Here is a 17,237-nt window from a genome sequence, read left to right as displayed (position 1 = left end):
TCCGGCGCCGTCATTCATGGGATGGACCAAGCCTATTCCAGACGGCCCAGCGAACGGGCCAGCACCAGATAAAGCTTGCCCACCTCGGACGAGGTGAAGGTTCCGGTCAGGACGTCCATGTGGTCGGAGTTGCGGGCCTGGCTCAGCAGGGTCTCGAACTCGGCCAGATAGCGGGTGACGTATTCGCGGAACTCGCCATCGTCCTCGAACTTGTTCTTGATGGACGACATCTGGTGCTTGTCCAGATTCTTGAGAATCTTGCGCACGAAGATGCTCTGGTCGCCGGCATGGAAATCGCGCCAGGCCTTCTCGTCGATATTGGCGTTGAAGATGCGTCCGATATCCACCGACAGGCTCTGCAGCTTCTCGACGATGAAGGCGGCGTTCTGGAGGAAATGCTCCACCGAGGCCTGGGCCCGCTTCTCTTCCATCTGGCCGGTGCGCAGTTCCGCAAGCTTGGAGGCATTGACCAGTTCGTCGATCTGGCGCGCGAAGCTGTTGGAGAAGCTTTCCGCCTGCTGGGCCAGACGATCGCCGGTAATGCCGAGATCGTTGGACTTGGTGCGCACCATCTCGAAGGCGGCTTCCAGCTTGGCGCTGGTGCGTTCGGTGGCTTCCTGCAGGTCCGAGGCATGACGGCGCAATCCGTCACCCGCCGCCCGGACCTGGGCGGTGATGCGTTCCGACGAGGCGGTGAGGTCGCGGATACCGGCGCGCAGCATATCGCCGGCGGCGGTGACCTGGGCGGCGGTCTTGTTGGAGGCTTCCTCGAAATCGCGGCTGATGGTGCGCAAGGCATCGCCAGCCGTCTGGGACTGGGCGAACACCTGTTGGGCGGCCTCGCCCAGTTCCACCGCGTTCTGCTGGATGGCGGCGCCGAAGGCCTTGAGCACATCGGTGGAATCGTCGGCCACCCGGGCCAGGGACTGGGACTGCACCCGCAGGCTTTCGCCGACGCCGCCCACCGAGGCCTCGGCCTGGTCGGCGGAAATGACCACCTGCTCGGTCTGCTTGCGCAGCACTTCGGTGGCGGCGCGCACGCGCGATCCCAACTGCTCGGCCACATGGCCCAACTGCTCGGACCGCTTTTCCAGCACCTCGGCGACGCTGGTGGTCTCGGCCTGGGCGCGGGCGGCGGCGGTGCCCACATCGGTGGTGCGCTGGCGCAACGCCTCGCCCACCGCTTCCAGTTCGACGCCGACGCGGGACGACATGGCGATCAGGTCGTTGGTGTTCTGGCGCAGCGTGTCGGCGATGCCCTTGACGCGGCCCATCACCTGATCCGAGGTGGCGATGAGATGACGCGACTGCTGGTTCAGCGAGGCTTCCGACAGCTTGGACTGGGTCGAGACCACATTGGCGGCGTCGGCCAGTTCGTCGGCCTGCTTCCGCAGCGACTGGCGGATGGCCTCGGCCTGGGCGGCGGCCCGTTCGGCGCCCTTGTTGAGGTCCTCGATATGCAGACGCAGGGTCTCGGCCACTTCGCGGCCGCGCACGCTCATCTGGTCCGAGGCGGCGGACAGGGCGCGGGTCTGGGCCTGGAAGCCCTCGCCCACTTCGCGGATGCGGCCGATGGCCCGTTCCACGGCGGCGTCCACCTCGTCGCGGCGCTGGACGAAGACCTCGCCCACCGCGCCCATCTGGGTCGAGGCCTCATCGGCGGAAGTGCGCAGGTTGTCGGTATGGCGCGCCAGCACTTCCTCGATCTCGCGGAAACGGCCCATGGCCTGATCCGAAGCCGAGACCAGCTCGCGCGACTGCACGCCCAGCGCTTCCTCGACGATCTTGACGCGCGACAGCACGCGTTCGGTGATCTGGTCGAGGCCGGTGGCCTGCTGCTGCAGCGAGGCGGAGATGCGACTGGTCTGTTCCGCCAGCCGTTCGGCGGCAAGATCGAGATCGGTATTCTGGCGGGTGAACAGAGTTTCCAGCGCATCGACCCGTTCGGCGAGCGCGGTAGCCACCACTTCGGTGCGGTTGGTGGCCTGCTCGGCCGAGCTGCCCAGACTGGCGGACTGGCGCTCGAACATGGAAACCACCTGCTCGGCACGCACCACCGCGTTCTGGGACGTGCGGTCAAGGGCCTCGGTCTGGCCGCGCACCTGTTCGACCACGGTATCGGCGCGGGCAGCGGCACGGGCGCTGGTGGCCTCGATGGTCTCGAACTGGCCGCGCAGCAAATCGCCGAAATCACGGATACGGGTGGCCGAGGTCTCGGTGACGGTGTTGAGATCCTGGGTCTGGACCCGCAGCAGATGCTCCATCTCGCGCGCCCGGGCGGTGGCGGTATCGGCGGCCTTGGTCAGGCTGTCCACTTCCTGGCGCAGCGCCTCGACGGCGGCCTGGGCCTCGCCGTTGACGCGCCCCACCACCGTGGTCATGGCTTCCACCTGGGCGGCCAGCATGTCACGGATGGCCTCGCCCTTGCCCGAGGCCTCGGCCGAGGCCTGCAGCAGATGCTGGGCCTGCGAGCGAAGCGACTCGGCGATGGCGGCGACCCGGTGCTCGGAGCCTTCGGCCGGATAGGTCAGGCGGGACAACTGAAGACGGATATCGGACGAGACCGCCCGCAGCTCGCGGGCGCGGTCGAGATAGGCGATCACCAGCCAGAGGAAGGCCAGGGGCACGAAGGCGGCGCCGGCCAGCCCTCCCACTTCCTGGGGCTGCATGAAGATCAGGTTGCTCCAGCCCAGCGACGAATTGACGTAGCTGCCGCAAAAGCCGATCCAGGCCAGCGACAGGACCACGGCGACGATCTGGCCGAGACGTCCTCCACCTCCCCCCGAAGGCGGCGCGGACGGGACCAGGGGCTCAGACCGCAGAACCGGCAGAGGCGGGGCGGACACGGGGTCCCTCTCCGGGGTATCGACCACCGGAGCGGGCTTCGCCCCCGGATCCTCAGCCTCGGTCTCGCCTCTGGTCATCGTCGTGTCACCCATGAGTCAACCTTGAACGTCTGGAATTGCTGGCTCGCCACCGCCCGCAACCTGTCGGACGACAACGGATGAACCCTCGCCCCGCCAACGCGACGCACACGCGGACAGGACACCGGCTATCACCGGATGGTGTTCCAAGACATGGGCGGAAACTGCTCCCCCGCCCCCCCCGGACCTTGGATAGCGCCTCGCAGGATGCCTTTTTCATCCGCGAAAATCAAACACTGATCCCGTTGCTACATTTCGCGAAATGTCACGATTCGGCAGGCGTCCGCAGCCGTCGGCGGCGGGGTCTTCGAACCTTGGGCAGGGCAAGCTCGGGCCGCTTGCCGCCCGATGACTTCGCCGCCTCCGGGCGGGGTGGCGGCTGGCGCAACCGGGCCTCGCTGGCGGCGTCGTGGAAGCGGATCTGATCGGGGTCGAGACCGGCCAGCAATTCGGCCAGATAGGGCGATGGCGCCGCGCGCTTGCGCCGCTCGGCGGCAAAGCTGAGGACCAGCCAACGCTTGGCCCGGGTGGCGGCCACATACATCAGGCGGCGCTCCTCCTCCAGGTCGGGAGAGGAGTCGTGGGGCATCAGATCGGCCTCGCAGCCCGCCACCACCACCGCCGACCATTCCAGGCCCTTGGCACCGTGAATGGTGGACAGCACCACCGCATCGCCCCCGGCCTCGGCGTCGCGCAACGAGCGGCGCTGTTCCTCCATCAGCCGCAGGAAGGCCGCCAGCCCGTCGCATTCGGCGGCCAGATCGGCAGCGGTGAAGCAGAGGTCGCGCCACTGTACCCCTTCCTCTCCCGGCGGCCGGGCGGTGGACGAAACCAGGCGCCCGACCTGACGGCACAAGGCAGGCCAGGGCGCGGCGGCATCCACCTTGTCGGGGGCCTGCTCCATCAGCTTGTCCACCCGCTTGCCGTGGCCCAGCAGGGCGCGGGCGTCCAGGTCGCGGGGATCGAGCAGCAGGCGGATCATGCCCACCACCAGACGGACCGGCGCCAGTTGCCAGAATTCGCCCGAGCCCCGCACCACCACCGGGATTCCGGCCTCGGCCAGGGTGATCTGGATACGCGAGCCCACATGTCCGGCGCGGTAGAGTACCGCCATCTCGTGCCAGGGCATGCCGCGTCCAGCCAGACCGCGCACCACGCGGAGCACATAGGCGGCCTCGTCCAGGTCGTCGTCCAGCCCGGCGATGGTCAGGGCGAGGCGCGACGGGTTATGCGGCACCTGCTCCTTGGCGTGGCGCTTGCGGTTGCCCCGGATCAGCGCCCCGGCCGCCCGCACGATAGTGGCGGTGGAGCGGTAGTTGCGCCCCAGCCGGTAGAGCGCCGGATCGGGCCAGGCCCGTTCGAAATCCAGGATATAGGCGGGATCGGCCGAGCGCCAGGCATACAGGCACTGGTCGTCGTCGCCCACCGCCCACAGCCGGGCGCCGCCCGAGCGCAGCAGCCGCAGCATGCGTTCCTGGGCGGGATTGATGTCCTGGTATTCGTCGATCAGCAGATGGTCGAAGAATCCGGCGATGCGGGCGCGGTAGTCGGGATGGGCTTCCATGGCCGCCACCAGCGCCATGATCAGGTCGCCGAAATCGAAGCCCCCTTCCTCGGCCAGCGCCCGCTGATAGGCGGCGTATTTCTGGGCGGCCTCCAGCAGGTCGGTGTCATTTTTGGCCTTGGCCTCGGCCAGGGCCGCCGCCGGGTCCATCAGGCGGTCCTTGTAGGCGCCGAACACATCCAGCGGCTTCTTGTTCTCGTCGGACAGATACAGCCGGTGACGGGCGACGATGCGGGCCGAAGCCCGTTCGTCGAAAATGCGGAAGGGCGGACAGCCGGGCGGTGGATTGCGCCCCAGCAACCGGGCGGCCATGCCGTGCAGGGTGGCGATGGGCAGGCGGCGGAACTGTTCGGGATCGGGGGCCTGACCGGTCTCCTCCAGGCGGGCCTGGATGCGAAAGCGCATCTCGTCGGCGGCCCGCGCCGTGAAAGTGGACACGAAGATGCGCAGCGGCACCGCCCCGCCGTCCAGCAGATGGAGATAGCGCCCCACCAGGGTGGTGGTCTTGCCGGTTCCCGGCCCCGCCAGCACCAGGACGGAGGCGGCCGTCGCCTCGGCGGCGGCGCGCTGGTCGGGATCGAGGGGATTTTCGGGAATGGGGGCCGGGGCCGCCGCCGGGATGGCTGTCATGGGCGGCAGAGTATATGGTCGAGGGCGTTCCACACAATAGGTTGGTGCCTTTCGGCCCCAACCTATCTTCATCTAGCTAAAATCGCCCTCAACCGGCGGCCCCCTGATCGGCGCGCATGGAGTCCATGAAGGTATGGATTTCGCTTTCCAGGCTTTCGGCCTCGGTGCTGAGACGTCCGGCGATGTCCTGCACCCGCTCGGCGCTGCCCCCCGCCTCGGCGGTGGCGGCGGAAAGCTCGCCCAACACGGTGGTCACTTCCTGGGTGCCCGCCGCCGCCTCCTGGACATTGCGGGCGATCTCGGCGGTGGCGGCGCCCTGCTCCTCGACCGCCGCCGCGATGGCGCCCGCGATCTCGTTCAGGGTGCCGATGATGCCGCTGATGCCGCGGATGGCCGCCACCGCCTCGTTCGTGCGGGCCTGCACCGTCCCCACCTGGGAAGATATCTCCTCGGTGGCCCGCGCCGTCTGATTGGCCAGGGTCTTGACCTCGTTGGCCACCACCGCGAATCCCTTGCCCGCGTCACCGGCGCGGGCCGCCTCGATGGTGGCGTTGAGCGCCAGCAGATTGGTCTGCGACGCGATATCGTTGATCAGGGTCACCACCTCGCCGATGCGGCCCGCCGCCTCGGCCAGCCCCATCACCAGCGCGTCGGTGCGCTCGGCCTCGGCCACCGCCTGACCCGACATGGAGGACGAGCGGTGGACCTGCTGGGCGATCTCGTGAATGGAGGCGGACAATTCCTCGGCGGCGGTGGCCACCGTGCCCACATTGGCCGAAGCCTGCTCGGCGGTCGCCACCACACCCGCCGCCTGATCCCCGGCGCTGCGGACCGCGCCCGAGACGATGCGGGCGGCATCCTCCATATCCGATACCGCCGCCACCAGCACGTCGGACACCCGCTTGATGGACGCCTCCACGTCGTTGGCCAACTTGAGCCGCGCCTCGCGCCGCTGAATGGATGACCGCTTGTACGCCTCCTGCTGCTCGGCGCGGACGGCGTCGAGTTGGGCGGCCTCGTCGCGCAGCACGCCGATGGCGCGGTTGAGGGTGCCGATCTCGTCGCCTCGCGACGTCCGCTCCACATCGACGCTGAAATCATGCTGGGCCAGACGCTGCGCCACGTCCACCAGATGGGTGATGGGGGAAACGATATTGCGGGCCAGCAGGGTGACCAGCACCAGCGCCACCAGGGTAACCACCAGGGCGATCAGGCCGAACCGCCAGGCGGCGGCGCGGAATTCCGCATCCAGATCGTCGAGATAAAGGCCGGTTCCCACCACCCAGGACCACGGCGCATAGGCCATGGTCACCGAAACCTTGGCGATGGCCTCATCCGAGCCGGCACGGGGAAACTTGTAGAACACCCGGGCGGTGCCGGACTTGGCGCCGTCCACCAGCTGACGGATGAAGGGAATGCCATCGGCATCCTTCGCTTCCATCATGTTGGTGCCCTCGCGCTCGGGGCGGGGCGGCAGCAGGACATTGACGCCCTGGTAGTCGTAGATGAAGTAGTATTCCTGCCCCTGATAGCGAACCGGACGCAGGGTCTCGATGGCCTGGGCCTTGGCGGTGGCCTCGTCGAACTCGCCCGCCTTGGAACGGTCGTGGAAGGATTTGACGGTGGCGCGGGCCACTTCGGTCAACGACTGCACCTTGGCGATGCGTTCGTCGAGCATGGACTGGCGCAGATGGCTCAGCGCCACCCAGGACAGAACGATGAATCCCACCAGTGCCAAGGCGGCGATGGACAACAGCTTGATCAGAATACCCGAACGCCCCATGGCCCACGTCTCCCCCCCCTAAGCGGAACCCAGGGGAGAAGCGTACACCAGGGACAAAACTATCGCCAGCGGCGAAGAATCAGCGCGCCGCCGCCCGTGCCTTGGCCCGGGCCTGCACTCTCTCGTCCTTTAGTTGCTCGGCGATCAGGAAGGCAAGTTCCAGGGCCTGGGTCGCATTCAGGCGAGGATCACAATGGGTATGATAGCGATCACCCAGGCTTGCCTCGGTGATGGCGGTCATGCCGCCGACGCATTCGGTGACGTCCTGGCCGGTCATCTCGAAATGGACACCACCGGCATGCGATCCTTCGGCCTTATGGACGGCGAAGAAAGCGCGCACCTCTTCCAGGATGGTATCGAACAGGCGGGTCTTGAAACCGCTGGCCGCCTTCACCGTGTTGGCATGCATGGGGTCGCAGGACCACACCACCGAGCGGCCTTCCCGCTTCACCGCCCGGATCAGGCCGGGCAGGGCGTCGCCGATCTTGGCCGAGCCCATGCGGGTGATGACGGTGATGCGGCCTGGGATATTGGTGGGATTCAACTGGTCGATCAGGCGCAGCAGATCATCAGGGGTCATGCTCGGCCCGGCCTTGAAGCCCAGGGGGTTGCCGACACCGCGCAGGAATTCCACATGGCCCGCGTCCAACTGGCGGGTGCGCTCGCCGATCCACAGCATGTGGGCCGAGCAGTCGTACCAGTCGCCGGTGGTGGAATCGACGCGGGTCAGGGCCTGCTCATAGGGCAGCAGCAACGCCTCGTGCGATGTGAAGAAATCGGTCTCGCGCAGTTGCGGCGTGGTCTCCGAGGTCAGGCCGCAGGCCTCCATGAAGGCCAGGGTCTCGTCCAGGCGGGCGCACAGATCCTGGTAGCGGGCCCCCTGCAAGGTGCCGGCGACGCAGGACAGCGTCCACTGATGCACCTTGTGCAGGTCGGCATAGCCGCCCTGGGCGAAGGCGCGCAGCAGGTTCAAGGTGGCGGCCGACTGGTTGTAGGCCCGGATCATGCGGGCCGGATCGGGAATGCGGGAGTCCGGCGTGAACTCGATGCCGTTGATATTGTCGCCGCGATAGCTGGGCAGCGTCACGCCGTCGATGGTCTCGGTATCGGCCGAGCGCGGCTTGGCGAACTGTCCGGCCATGCGGCCGACCTTGACCACCGGCATGGCGGCGCCATAGGTCAGCACCACCGCCATCTGCAGCAGGGCGCGGAAGGTGTCGCGGATGTTGTTGGCGCGGAACTCGACGAAGCTTTCCGCGCAATCACCGCCTTGCAGCAGGAAAGCCTTGCCCTCGGCCACCTCGGCCAGGGACGCCTGCAGCCGCCGGGCCTCGCCCGCGAAGACCAGGGGCGGGAAATTGCGCAGGGTCTCCTCGACCTCGGCCAGGGCGGCCGCGTCGGGATAGGTGGGAACCTGATGGATCGGCTTCGCGCGCCAGCTTTCCGGCGACCAGTTCTCGGACATGAAAGTCTAAGCCCTAAACGGTAAAGAGAGAGCGGTTCATATACGACTCCCCGCGATATATTTCCAGTCCAACCTAAACCCTGTACCATATCGCCTGATGAGCGAACGCAAGACCCACTGGCAGAGTGTCTGGACAACCAAGGACCATGAGGAGACCTCGTGGTTCCAGGACGACCCCACCCCGTCCCTTGAGATGATCGAGGCGGCATCCTTGCGCAAGGACGCCGCCATCATCGATGTGGGCGGCGGCGCCTCGCATCTGGTGGACCGCCTGCTTGAGCGGGGATGCGTGCATGTGGCGGTGCTTGATGTCGCCGAGGCCGCCCTGCATCAGGCGGCGGAGAGGCTGGGGCCGATGGGAGACGATGTCACCTGGATCGTCTCCGACGTGCTGGACTGGCGGCCGGTGCCGGGGCTGTTCGACCTGTGGCACGACCGCGCCGTTTTCCACTTCCTGCGCGATCCCGGCGAGCAGGCCGCCTATGTGGCGGTGATGAAGCGCGCCCTGGGGCCGGAGGCGACGGTGATCATCGCCGCCTTCGCCCCCGATGGGCCGGAGAAATGTTCCGGCCTGCCCGTGGTCCGTCACGGCGAGCAAAGCCTTGCCCGCATCCTGGGGCCGGAATTCCGCCTGGTGGAGCATCGCCGTCAGGAGCATCAGACCCCCATGGGCAATATCCAGCACTTCACCTGGTGCCGCTTCGTCAGGGAATGATCCCACCGCCTTCGGCCGCCGCCTGCGCCCGGTCCAACTCGGCGGCCAGGGCTTCGTCCCGCTCGCCTTCCCAGCGATCCAGGCTGACCAGATCGGCCAGGGGAAGGCGTTTGCGCCAGCCCCGGCTTTCCAGTTCCGGCTGGGCGAAGAAATGACTGACCTTGCCGAGGCAGAGATAGGCCACCGGCACCACCCGTTCCGGCAGCCCGAGAATCTCTTTCAGGGCCGGTTCCGAGATGATGCTGACCCAGCCCAGCCCCAGCCCTTCGGCCCGCGCCGCCAGCCACAGATTCTGCACCGCGCAGACGGTGGAATAGAGATCCATGGTGGGAATATGGGTGCGGCCCAGCACCACCGGCCCCACCCGATCGCGGTCGCAGGTGACGCAGATATTGAGCGGCGCCTCCAGGATGCCTTCCAGCTTGAGCGAGCGGTAGACCGCCGCCTTGTCGCCGTCGAACATGGAAGCCGCCTCGGTATTGGCGGCCTCGAAGGCGGCCTTGATGCGCCCCCGCACCTGGGGCGAGCGCACCAGGATGAAGCTCCAGGGCTGCATGAACCCCACCGAAGGCGCGAAATGCGCCGCCGTCAGCACCCGGGCCAGCACGGCGTCGTCGATGGGATCGGGCAGGAACTGGCCGCGCACGTCGCGGCGCGACAGCAGCACGCGATAGAGCCCCAGGCGATCGGCCTCGGCCAGCGCGTCGTCCCCCTGGATGGCGGCTTCGTGTTCTGTCATTCTTCCGTCCCCTCCCGCTCGCCCTGGCGTGCGCCACCTTATATACAACTCGATGCCCCATGACCACGGAACGCGACCTTTGGGTATTCGGCTACGGTTCGCTGATGTGGCGCCCCGGCTTCGACTACGACGAAATCCGCCCGGCCCTGCTGGAGGGATGGCATCGCGATTTCTGCGTCTATTCCCGCCACTGGCGCGGCACGCCGCAAAAGCCCGGACTGGTGCTGGGCCTTGATGTCGGCGGATCATGCCGGGGCCTGGCCTTCCGGGTGGAAGCGGCCCGCCGGGCGGCGGTGATCGACTACCTCAACGAACGGGAACTGATCGGCTATGCCTATGTGGCACGCACCCTGGATGTGCGCCTTGACGATGGTCGAGTGGAAGCCGCCTATACCTTCGTCGCGGATACCGACCACCACCATTATGCCGGGCATCTGCCCCTGGAAGACGCCGCCGCCATCATCATGGATGCCGAGGGCTGCGCCGGGCTGAACCGCGACTACCTGATCAACACCATCCGCCAGTTGGAGAAGGACGGTTTTTCCGAGCCCGATCTCCACGCCTTGCTGGTGGAGGTCGAGCGTCAGACCGGCATCATCGAGGCCGGATCGGGCATCTGAGCCCCTCTTATATTGCAACGCAACATTCAAGCCGCCGTCATCATATCCACGGGGTGGATGTGGCATACCCTGACCATCCGACACTGGCCGGGAGTTGCCGCCATGAAATACCGTTGGGACGAAGTCAATCAGATGCGCGACATCCTGGAGGCCGAAATCCGCGGCCACCACTTTGACCGTGAACACGCCCGCCGTCTGGCCGTCACCCTGGCGCGCATGTTTCCCGACTGCGCCCAGAGCATGGGCCGCGTCGCCGAGCGCATGGCATCGGGCACCGGCTGACATCGGGATACGCTGAACCGGATCAGGCCCGCTTCACCAGGACGGTGAAGCACGAGCCCTTGCCCGGAACCGATTTGAGGTCGAGACCGTGGTCCAGCAGCACCGCCATGCGGCGGACCACGCCCAGGCCGAGGCCGAGGCCCTTGTTGCCCTTGCGGTCCCTGATGGCGTCCAGCCGGGTGAAGTCATCAAACACCGCCTGAAGCTTATCGACGGGAATGCCGATGCCGGTATCCCAGACCTGGATGGCCACCATGGCATCGCCTCGACGACGGCAGCCGATGCGAATGCCACCGCTTTCGGTGTAGCGCACCGCGTTGACCAGCAGGTTCCGCAGCATGCGTTCCAGCAACACCGGATCGCTGACAACCTGCGCCGAAGTGGTGATGGCGCCGATGGACAGGCCCTTGACCGAGGCCTCGGGCTCCATCTGCTCGGCCAGCCGGGCCAGCAAGGGCATCAGGTGGAACGTGGCGATATTGGGCTTGATCTTGCCTGCTTCCAGGGTCGAGACATCCAGCAGCGAGGTCAGCAGGGAATTGGTGGCCTCGATACTTTGGCGCAGCTTGTCCACCACCATGATCTGGCTGGGCTCGGTAACGCGCGAGGACAACACTTCGGTGAACATGCCAGCCGCCTGCAGGGGCTGGCGGAGGTCATGGCTGGCCGCCGCCAGGAATCGGGTCTTGCTGTCATTGGCCTGGCGCGCTTCCTCGGCGCGCTGCTCGGCCTCAAGGGTCCGCTGCCGCACCGCCGCCTCCAGGCCCCGCGCGATGGCTTCCTCGTTATCGATGGCGCGGAAGGCCATCCGGGCAACGCCGGACAGGCCGATGGCGATCACCAGGATGCCTCCCCCCAGGAAAAGCGCGGTCCGGCGCCAAGGGGCCAGAACCTGGTCAACCCCCATTCCCGCCACCACCACCACATTGAAGACCGGCAAGGTGCGATAGGAAATGATCCGTTCGATTCCATCGGTTTCCAGGGTGATGAACGTCGTCCCGTTGGGTTCGGCCGCCGTTGCCTCCGCCAGGGTGCCGCCCACGAAGGGATTGTCGACGAAATCCTCGGGCCTGGGCTGGCGCAACACGATCTGGTTATTGGTGCTGGCGGCGACAAAGCCATCGCGCCCCAGCACCAGACTGCGATGGTAATCGGCGAAGATCCCGACATCGATTCCGACACTGACCATGCCGGCGAAACGGCCGTGGGCATCGGTGACGGGACGGCTGACGGTGAAAATCAGGCGTTGATGGATGCGGGCGCGGAACATGGGCCCCACCACCACCGGTGCTCCGGCCGCCACCGCCTGGAACCAGGGCCGCGCGGCCAGGCTGACGCCGCCGGCGCTTTCTGGGGCGGCGGTGCTGTTCACCACCAGGCCCTTGGCATCGGTGGATACCAGGGCGCCGCGTTCCGGCAGGGTGGTGACCAGTTCCTGGAACCGGCGCAATTCCTCGGCGGCGGTGATTTGCCCGTCGAGCCGGGACCGGGAGATCTCGGCGGCCCGCATCAGGATGGAATCCGCGCCGCTCAGCATCCGGCTGAGATGCTCGTCCAGCAGGCGGGCCACGCCCTGGGTCCCGGAGGCGGCCTCCTCGATATCCGCCTGCCGCAAATGGATGATGACCGCGCCGACACCGCCGATCATCAGCACCAACACCAAGGCCACCAACAGCCGCAGCAGGCGACGGACCTGTTCCGGGGGCCTGGGCTGTCCGGCAGGGCGGCAGGTGGCAAGGGTTGGGGTCGGCGCGTCCACGGGAGAATGCCCAGCGGTTGAGTTTCGGTCGCAAGCCTACATGGTTGGCGTCCGAGACGAAAGGTCTATGCCTGGGGCTAGGCCTGCGCCTGGGCCGCCTCCAAGGCCTCCTGGGCCTCCAGCCAATGGATTTCAGCGGCCTCGACCTTGCGGGCCAGCTCCGCCTGCTGCAAGCGCAGCTCCGTCAGCCTGGCGGGAGGGCCGTTGTACAGGCCGGGATCCGCCAATTGCCCATCCAGGGCCGCTTGCTTGCGATGCAGCTCTTCCAGGGCTTTTTCCGCCGCCTGGGCCGCCTTGCGCAACGGCGCCAACTGGGCCCGGACCTCGGCGGCGGCCTTGCGATCGGCCTTGCGCAGCCCGGCATCGCCGGTCTTTTCCGCCTTGCCGCCGCGCCGGTCCTCGCGGGCCTTGTCCAGCAGCAGCTTGCGATAGGCGGCCAGGTCGCCGTCGAACGGCCGCACGCCGCCATCGCCCACCAGCCACAGATTATCGACGGTCAGCTCGATCAGATGGGGATCGTGGCTGATCAGGATCACCGCGCCGTCATAGGCGTTCAGCGCCGCCACCAGCGCCTCGCGGGCATCGATGTCCAGGTGGTTGGTGGGTTCGTCCAGGATCATCAGATGGGGGGCCTCGCGGCTCATCAGCGCGAACAGCAATCGCGACTTCTCGCCGCCCGACAGGCTGGAGACCTTGACATTGGCGCGCTCCTGCTCGAAGCCGAAGCGGCCCAGCTGGGCGCGGACCTTGGCCTCGGGCAGCCCCTTCATCAACTGGGCCATATGCTCGAACGGCGTCTCGTCCAGCCGCAGTTCCTCGGTCTGGTGCTGGGCGAAATAGCCGATCTTCAGCTTGCCCGGCTTGCGCAGCTGGCCGCCGATCAGGTCAAGCCGGTCGGCCAGCACCTTGGCCAGGGTCGACTTGCCGTTGCCGTTGGCGCCCAGCAGGGCGATGCGGGCATCCATGTCGATGCGGATGTCGAGGCCGCGGAGAATCACCGTATCGCCATAGCCCGCCACGCCGTGGTCGATGGCGATGATGGGCGGGCTGAGCGGTTCGGGGTCGGGGAAGTCGAAGGATAGGGCGCGGTCCTCCACCACCGGGACCACCAGTTCCATGCGTTCGAGCATCTTGACCCGGCTTTGCGCCTGGGCGGCCTTGGTGGCCTTGGCCTTGAAGCGGTCGATGAAGGACTGGATCTTCTTGCGCTGTTCCTGCTGCTTGACGAAGGCCTTGGACTGCAATTCCATGCGGGCGCGCCGCGTCGCCTCGAAGGCGTCGTAATTGCCGCCATAGGCGTTCAGCTTGCCGCCTTCCAGATGGATGATGCGGTTGGCGACCTCGTTCAGCAGTTCGCGGTCGTGGCTGATCACCACCAGCGTGCCGGGATAGGCCGCCAGATGGGCCTGCAGCCACAAGGTGGCCTCCAGGTCCAGGTGGTTGGTGGGCTCGTCCAGCAGCAACAGGTCGGGACTGGCGAACAGGGCGGCGGCCAGGGCGACGCGCATGCGCCAGCCGCCCGAGAAGCCGGAGACCGGCCGCGCCTGGGCCTCGGCATCGAAGCCCAGACCCGACAGGATGGATGCCGCCCGCGACGGCGCCGAATGGGCGTCGATGGCCAGCAGCCGCTCGTGAATCTCGGCGATGCGATGGCCATCGGTGCAGGACTCGGCTTCCTCGAACAGGGCGGTGCGCTCGGTATCGGCCGCCAGCACGCAGTCGATCAGGCTGGTCTCGCCCTCGGGGGCTTCCTGGGCAAGTCGGCCCAGCCGGGCGCGCGGCCGCAGATTGATCTCGCCGCCATCCAGATGGAGTTCACCCAGGATCAGCTTGAACAGCGTCGTCTTGCCGGTGCCGTTGCGCCCCACCAGGCCGACGCGCTGCCCCGCCGCGATATGCACCGTGGCTTGCTCGAAAATGGTCCGGCCGCCATAGCGGAACGTGATGTCGTTGATATGAAGCATGGCGGCGTCTTTACCACGCCCGCCCAAGGGTCACAAACACCCCGTTGCTCTTGGGCGTGGTTGGCGTTATAACCCGCCGTCCCCCGAGCGCCCGGCCGCCGGGGGCGAACGCGGCCGCTCGCCTTGCAGTGGCGACGCGGCGCGAGCAACCGCCGAAAGGAATTTCACGAATGGCTACCGAACGTACCCTGTCGATCATCAAGCCGGACGCCACCCGGCGCAACCTCACCGGCAAGATCAATGCCCGCTTCGAGGAAGCCGGCCTGCGTATCGTCGCCCAGAAGCGGGTCCAGCTGACCAAGGCCCAGGCCGAGCAGTTCTACTCGGTCCACAAGGAACGCTCGTTCTTCGGCGAGCTGGTCGCCTTCATGATCTCCGGCCCGGTGGTGGTCCAGGTGCTGGAAGGCGAAGGCGCCGTCGCCCGCAATCGCGAGATCATGGGCGCCACCAATCCGGCCAATGCCGCGCCGGGCACCATCCGCGCCGACTTCGCCGAATCCGTGGAAGCCAATTCGGTGCACGGCTCCGACTCGGCCGAGAATGCAGCCATCGAGATCGCCTACTTCTTCGCGGGCAGCGAAATCGTCGGCTGATCATCCGCGAGCAGCGGTTCTTTCAAACCCCCCGGAGCGGTCGCTCCGGGGGGTTTCGTCTTTTGGGACGCGCGAAAAGAATTATACTTCGAAAGAGAGAAAATAAACAAACAGCGTATCTTCTGGTTGTAAGATAGTTGAGGTTGCTACTTGAACGTCACTCTGCGGCGGGTAGAATTGGCGCAATACAACTTGTGCGGATGTCAATTATGCCTAGTTCCCGCCTGCCAAAAAGCCGCCACAATTCTTCCGGGCAGCCTAATCCCGTCGATGTTTATGTGGGAGCCCGCCTCCGTCTTCGCCGATCCCTGCTGGGATTGAGCCAGGAAGCCCTGGCCGCCGCCATGGGCCTGACCTTCCAGCAGGTGCAGAAATACGAACGCGGCGCCAATCGCATCGGCGCCTCGCGGCTGTTCGATCTGGCCCGCGCCCTGGGGGTGGGGGTGGACTATTTCTATCAGGACATGGGCGAGGAGGTGGCGGCAGCGGGAGCACGGCGCATGACCCATCATGTGGAGGAAGCCCCCCTGCGCCAGACTAGCCTGATGGACAGCAGCGAAACCCGCGACCTGGTCCAGGCCTATTACAGCATCGGCGACCCCCGGGTCAGGCGTCGGGTGCACCAACTGGCCAAGGCGCTAGCCGCCGTCTCCGGCCAATAGGCGGGACGACGGCGGTTCCCGGCCCGCGGGCGTGATCAGTCGAGGACGGCTTGCGGCTCGGCCACGCCCGCCGGGTCCTGGTGGATGATGACCTCGAAATTGGGGAATTCCGCCAAGATGGCGTGCTCGACCTCGTCGGCGATGCGATGGGCGTTGGCCAGGGTCAGCTCGGCGGGCAGTTCCAGGTGAAGCTGGATGAAGCCCTGGCGCCCCGAGGTCCGGGTGCGCAGATCGTGAAAGCTCAGGACCTCGGGATGGGACTGGGTGATGGCGCGGATCCGCTCGCGATCGGTGTTGGGCAGTTCCTTGTCCATCAGGGTGTCCAAGGAGCCCAGCATGATCTGCCAGGCATTCACCAACAGCCAGCCCCCGATGCCGATGGCGAAGATCGGATCGGCGGCGGACCAGCCGGTGGTCATGGACAGGGTCAGCGAGACGATGACGCTGGCATTGATGGCGACGTCTCCGGCGTAATGCAGCGAATCCGCCGAGATGGCGGTGGAGCCGGTGCGCCGGACCACATGACGCTGGAACATCACCAGGGCGACGGTGGCCAGGATGGAGAACACCATGACGGCGATGCCCCATTCCCCGTGGGATACGGGTTCGGGGCGCATCAGCCGCCCCGCCGCCTCGATCAGCAGCAGGCCGCCCGATCCGGCGACGAAGGTGGCCTGGCCCAGGCCGGCCAGCGCCTCCGCCTTGCCATGGCCGAAGCGGTGGTCGTGGTCGGCGGGCTGCAGCGCGTGGCGCACCGCCATCAGATTGAGGGCCGAGGCCCCCAGATCCAGGGTGGAATCGATCAGTGTCGACAGCAGCGACACCGACCCCGTCGCCGCCCAGGCCGCCAGCTTGACGGCGATCAGCAGCGCCGCCACCGCCGTCGAGGCATAGGTGGCCAGCCGCATCAGCCGACCATGCCCCAGGGGGTCGTCCTGGTTCACGGATACAGGTGTTGCAGCGCCCATTCCCCATCCTTTCGCGTATAGACGAAGCGATCATGCAGCCGGAACGGCCGATCCTGCCAGAACTCTATCCGATCGGGCACCAAGCGGAAGCCCGACCAGTGGGGCGGACGCGGCACCTTGCCCAGGCCGAACTTGGCGGTGAATTCCGCCACCCGCATCTCCAGTTCGAACCGGCCCAGCAGCGGCCGCGACTGCACCGAGGCCCAGGCGCCGATCTGGCTGGTCCTGGCCCGGCTGGCGAAATAGGCGTCGGCCTCGGCCTCGGTGACGGGCTCGGTGAGCCCCTCCACCCGGATTTGGCGCCGCAGGCTTTTCCAGTGGAAGCACAGGGCGGCGAAGCGATTGGCCGCCAGTTCCCCGCCCTTGCGGCTTTCCAGATTGGTATAGAACACGAAACCGGATTCGTCGGCGCCCTTCAGCAGCACCATGCGCACCGACGGCCGTCCGTCCGCTCCCACGGTGGCCAGGCTCATGGCGTTGGGATCATTGGGCTCGGCGGCCTCGGCCTCGCCCATCCAGGCATGGAACAGCGACAATGGATCGTCGGTGGCGGCGGACATGGGCACAGG

General features: G+C 66.9%; 14 protein-coding genes. 5 read left to right on the top strand and 9 right to left on the bottom strand.

The genetic code is table 11. The features are described 5' to 3' along the window. Positions 1-32: 32 nt before the first annotated feature. The 4 genes from A6A04_RS16800 to A6A04_RS16785 all read right to left on the bottom strand — a co-directional run bounded on the left by A6A04_RS16800 (position 33) and on the right by A6A04_RS16785 (position 8,366). Positions 33-2,846, bottom strand: coding sequence for a coiled-coil domain-containing protein (locus A6A04_RS16800; RefSeq protein WP_245651258.1), 2,814 nt, complete (start codon positions 2,844-2,846; stop codon positions 33-35). Between the two features lie 343 nt (positions 2,847-3,189). Continuing rightward, complete coding sequence (locus A6A04_RS16795) at positions 3,190-5,118, bottom strand: ATP-dependent helicase (RefSeq protein WP_068494928.1); 1,929 nt, start codon at positions 5,116-5,118, stop codon at positions 3,190-3,192. Between the two features lie 88 nt (positions 5,119-5,206). Then, positions 5,207-6,901, bottom strand: coding sequence for a methyl-accepting chemotaxis protein (locus tag A6A04_RS16790; protein ID WP_068494927.1), 1,695 nt, complete (start codon positions 6,899-6,901; stop codon positions 5,207-5,209). A 79-nt stretch (positions 6,902-6,980) separates the two neighbouring features. After that, positions 6,981-8,366: a class II 3-deoxy-7-phosphoheptulonate synthase gene (locus A6A04_RS16785; protein WP_068494925.1), complete on the bottom strand. Its 1,386-nt coding sequence runs from the start codon at positions 8,364-8,366 to the stop codon at positions 6,981-6,983. A gap of 97 nt (positions 8,367-8,463) precedes the next feature. On the opposite strand from A6A04_RS16785, the gene A6A04_RS16780 reads away from it, so the two are divergent. After that, on the top strand, positions 8,464-9,081 hold the full coding sequence (locus A6A04_RS16780; RefSeq protein ID WP_068494923.1) for a class I SAM-dependent methyltransferase: 618 nt from the start codon (positions 8,464-8,466) through the stop codon (positions 9,079-9,081). On the opposite strand, the gene bluB is transcribed toward A6A04_RS16780, so the two are convergent. After that, a complete protein-coding gene (gene bluB / locus A6A04_RS16775; protein ID WP_068494921.1) occupies positions 9,071-9,820 on the bottom strand; it encodes a 5,6-dimethylbenzimidazole synthase in 750 nt (249 codons plus the stop codon). The two genes, A6A04_RS16780 and bluB, sit on opposite strands and share 11 nt — an antisense overlap. Before the next feature lie 59 nt (positions 9,821-9,879). Here bluB and A6A04_RS16770 point away from each other — a divergent pair, with 59 nt between their 5' ends. Then, positions 9,880-10,440, top strand: coding sequence for a gamma-glutamylcyclotransferase (locus A6A04_RS16770; protein WP_068494920.1), 561 nt, complete (start codon positions 9,880-9,882; stop codon positions 10,438-10,440). A gap of 102 nt (positions 10,441-10,542) precedes the next feature. Beyond that, positions 10,543-10,722: a hypothetical protein gene (locus A6A04_RS16765; protein WP_068494917.1), complete on the top strand. Its 180-nt coding sequence runs from the start codon at positions 10,543-10,545 to the stop codon at positions 10,720-10,722. A 22-nt stretch (positions 10,723-10,744) separates the two neighbouring features. Here A6A04_RS16765 and A6A04_RS16760 read toward each other — a convergent pair whose 3' ends face one another. Together A6A04_RS16760 and A6A04_RS16755 are read right to left on the bottom strand one after the other, a co-directional pair. After that, complete coding sequence (locus A6A04_RS16760; protein WP_068494915.1) at positions 10,745-12,481, bottom strand: sensor histidine kinase; 1,737 nt, start codon at positions 12,479-12,481, stop codon at positions 10,745-10,747. 77 nt (positions 12,482-12,558) lie between these two features. Then, entirely contained in the window at positions 12,559-14,445 is a 1,887-nt protein-coding gene (locus A6A04_RS16755) for an ABC-F family ATP-binding cassette domain-containing protein (protein ID WP_068494914.1), read from the bottom strand. A gap of 170 nt (positions 14,446-14,615) precedes the next feature. On the opposite strand from A6A04_RS16755, the gene ndk reads away from it, so the two are divergent. Both ndk and A6A04_RS16745 read left to right on the top strand, forming a co-directional pair. Further along, complete coding sequence (gene ndk, locus A6A04_RS16750; protein WP_068494912.1) at positions 14,616-15,038, top strand: nucleoside-diphosphate kinase; 423 nt, start codon at positions 14,616-14,618, stop codon at positions 15,036-15,038. Between the two features lie 209 nt (positions 15,039-15,247). Further along, the gene (locus A6A04_RS16745; protein WP_156612661.1) at positions 15,248-15,700 is read left to right on the top strand and encodes a helix-turn-helix domain-containing protein; all 453 of its coding nucleotides are present in this window, start codon (positions 15,248-15,250) and stop codon (positions 15,698-15,700) included. A 35-nt stretch (positions 15,701-15,735) separates the two neighbouring features. Here A6A04_RS16745 and A6A04_RS16740 read toward each other — a convergent pair whose 3' ends face one another. Both A6A04_RS16740 and pdxH read right to left on the bottom strand, forming a co-directional pair. Continuing rightward, positions 15,736-16,668: a cation diffusion facilitator family transporter gene (locus tag A6A04_RS16740; protein ID WP_156612660.1), complete on the bottom strand. Its 933-nt coding sequence runs from the start codon at positions 16,666-16,668 to the stop codon at positions 15,736-15,738. Further along, entirely contained in the window at positions 16,641-17,228 is a 588-nt protein-coding gene (gene pdxH / locus A6A04_RS16735; RefSeq protein WP_068494910.1) for a pyridoxamine 5'-phosphate oxidase, read from the bottom strand. The genes A6A04_RS16740 and pdxH overlap by 28 nt, the downstream gene beginning before the upstream one ends. Between the last annotated feature and the right edge of the window lie 9 nt (positions 17,229-17,237).

Source organism: Paramagnetospirillum marisnigri, from assembly GCF_001650715.1.
Classification (GTDB): Bacteria; Pseudomonadota; Alphaproteobacteria; order Rhodospirillales; family Magnetospirillaceae; genus Phaeospirillum; species Phaeospirillum marisnigri.
This window is presented reverse-complemented; position numbering and strand designations above follow the sequence as displayed.

Excerpts from the sequence above, each read along its gene's own strand:
- A6A04_RS16795 (WP_068494928.1), bottom strand. The coding sequence starts at position 5,118 with ATGACAGCCATCCCGGCGGCGGCCCCGGCCCCCATTCCCGAAAATCCC.
- A6A04_RS16790 (WP_068494927.1), bottom strand. The coding sequence starts at position 6,901 with ATGGGGCGTTCGGGTATTCTGATCAAGCTGTTGTCCATCGCCGCCTTG.
- A6A04_RS16785 (WP_068494925.1), bottom strand. The coding sequence starts at position 8,366 with ATGTCCGAGAACTGGTCGCCGGAAAGCTGGCGCGCGAAGCCGATCCAT.
- A6A04_RS16780 (WP_068494923.1), top strand. The coding sequence starts at position 8,464 with ATGAGCGAACGCAAGACCCACTGGCAGAGTGTCTGGACAACCAAGGAC.
- bluB (WP_068494921.1), bottom strand. The coding sequence starts at position 9,820 with ATGACAGAACACGAAGCCGCCATCCAGGGGGACGACGCGCTGGCCGAG.
- A6A04_RS16770 (WP_068494920.1), top strand. The coding sequence starts at position 9,880 with ATGACCACGGAACGCGACCTTTGGGTATTCGGCTACGGTTCGCTGATG.
- A6A04_RS16765 (WP_068494917.1), top strand. The coding sequence starts at position 10,543 with ATGAAATACCGTTGGGACGAAGTCAATCAGATGCGCGACATCCTGGAG.
- A6A04_RS16755 (WP_068494914.1), bottom strand. The coding sequence starts at position 14,445 with ATGCTTCATATCAACGACATCACGTTCCGCTATGGCGGCCGGACCATT.
- ndk (WP_068494912.1), top strand. The coding sequence starts at position 14,616 with ATGGCTACCGAACGTACCCTGTCGATCATCAAGCCGGACGCCACCCGG.
- A6A04_RS16745 (WP_156612661.1), top strand. The coding sequence starts at position 15,248 with ATGCCTAGTTCCCGCCTGCCAAAAAGCCGCCACAATTCTTCCGGGCAG.
- A6A04_RS16740 (WP_156612660.1), bottom strand. The coding sequence starts at position 16,668 with ATGGGCGCTGCAACACCTGTATCCGTGAACCAGGACGACCCCCTGGGG.
- pdxH (WP_068494910.1), bottom strand. The coding sequence starts at position 17,228 with ATGTCCGCCGCCACCGACGATCCATTGTCGCTGTTCCATGCCTGGATG.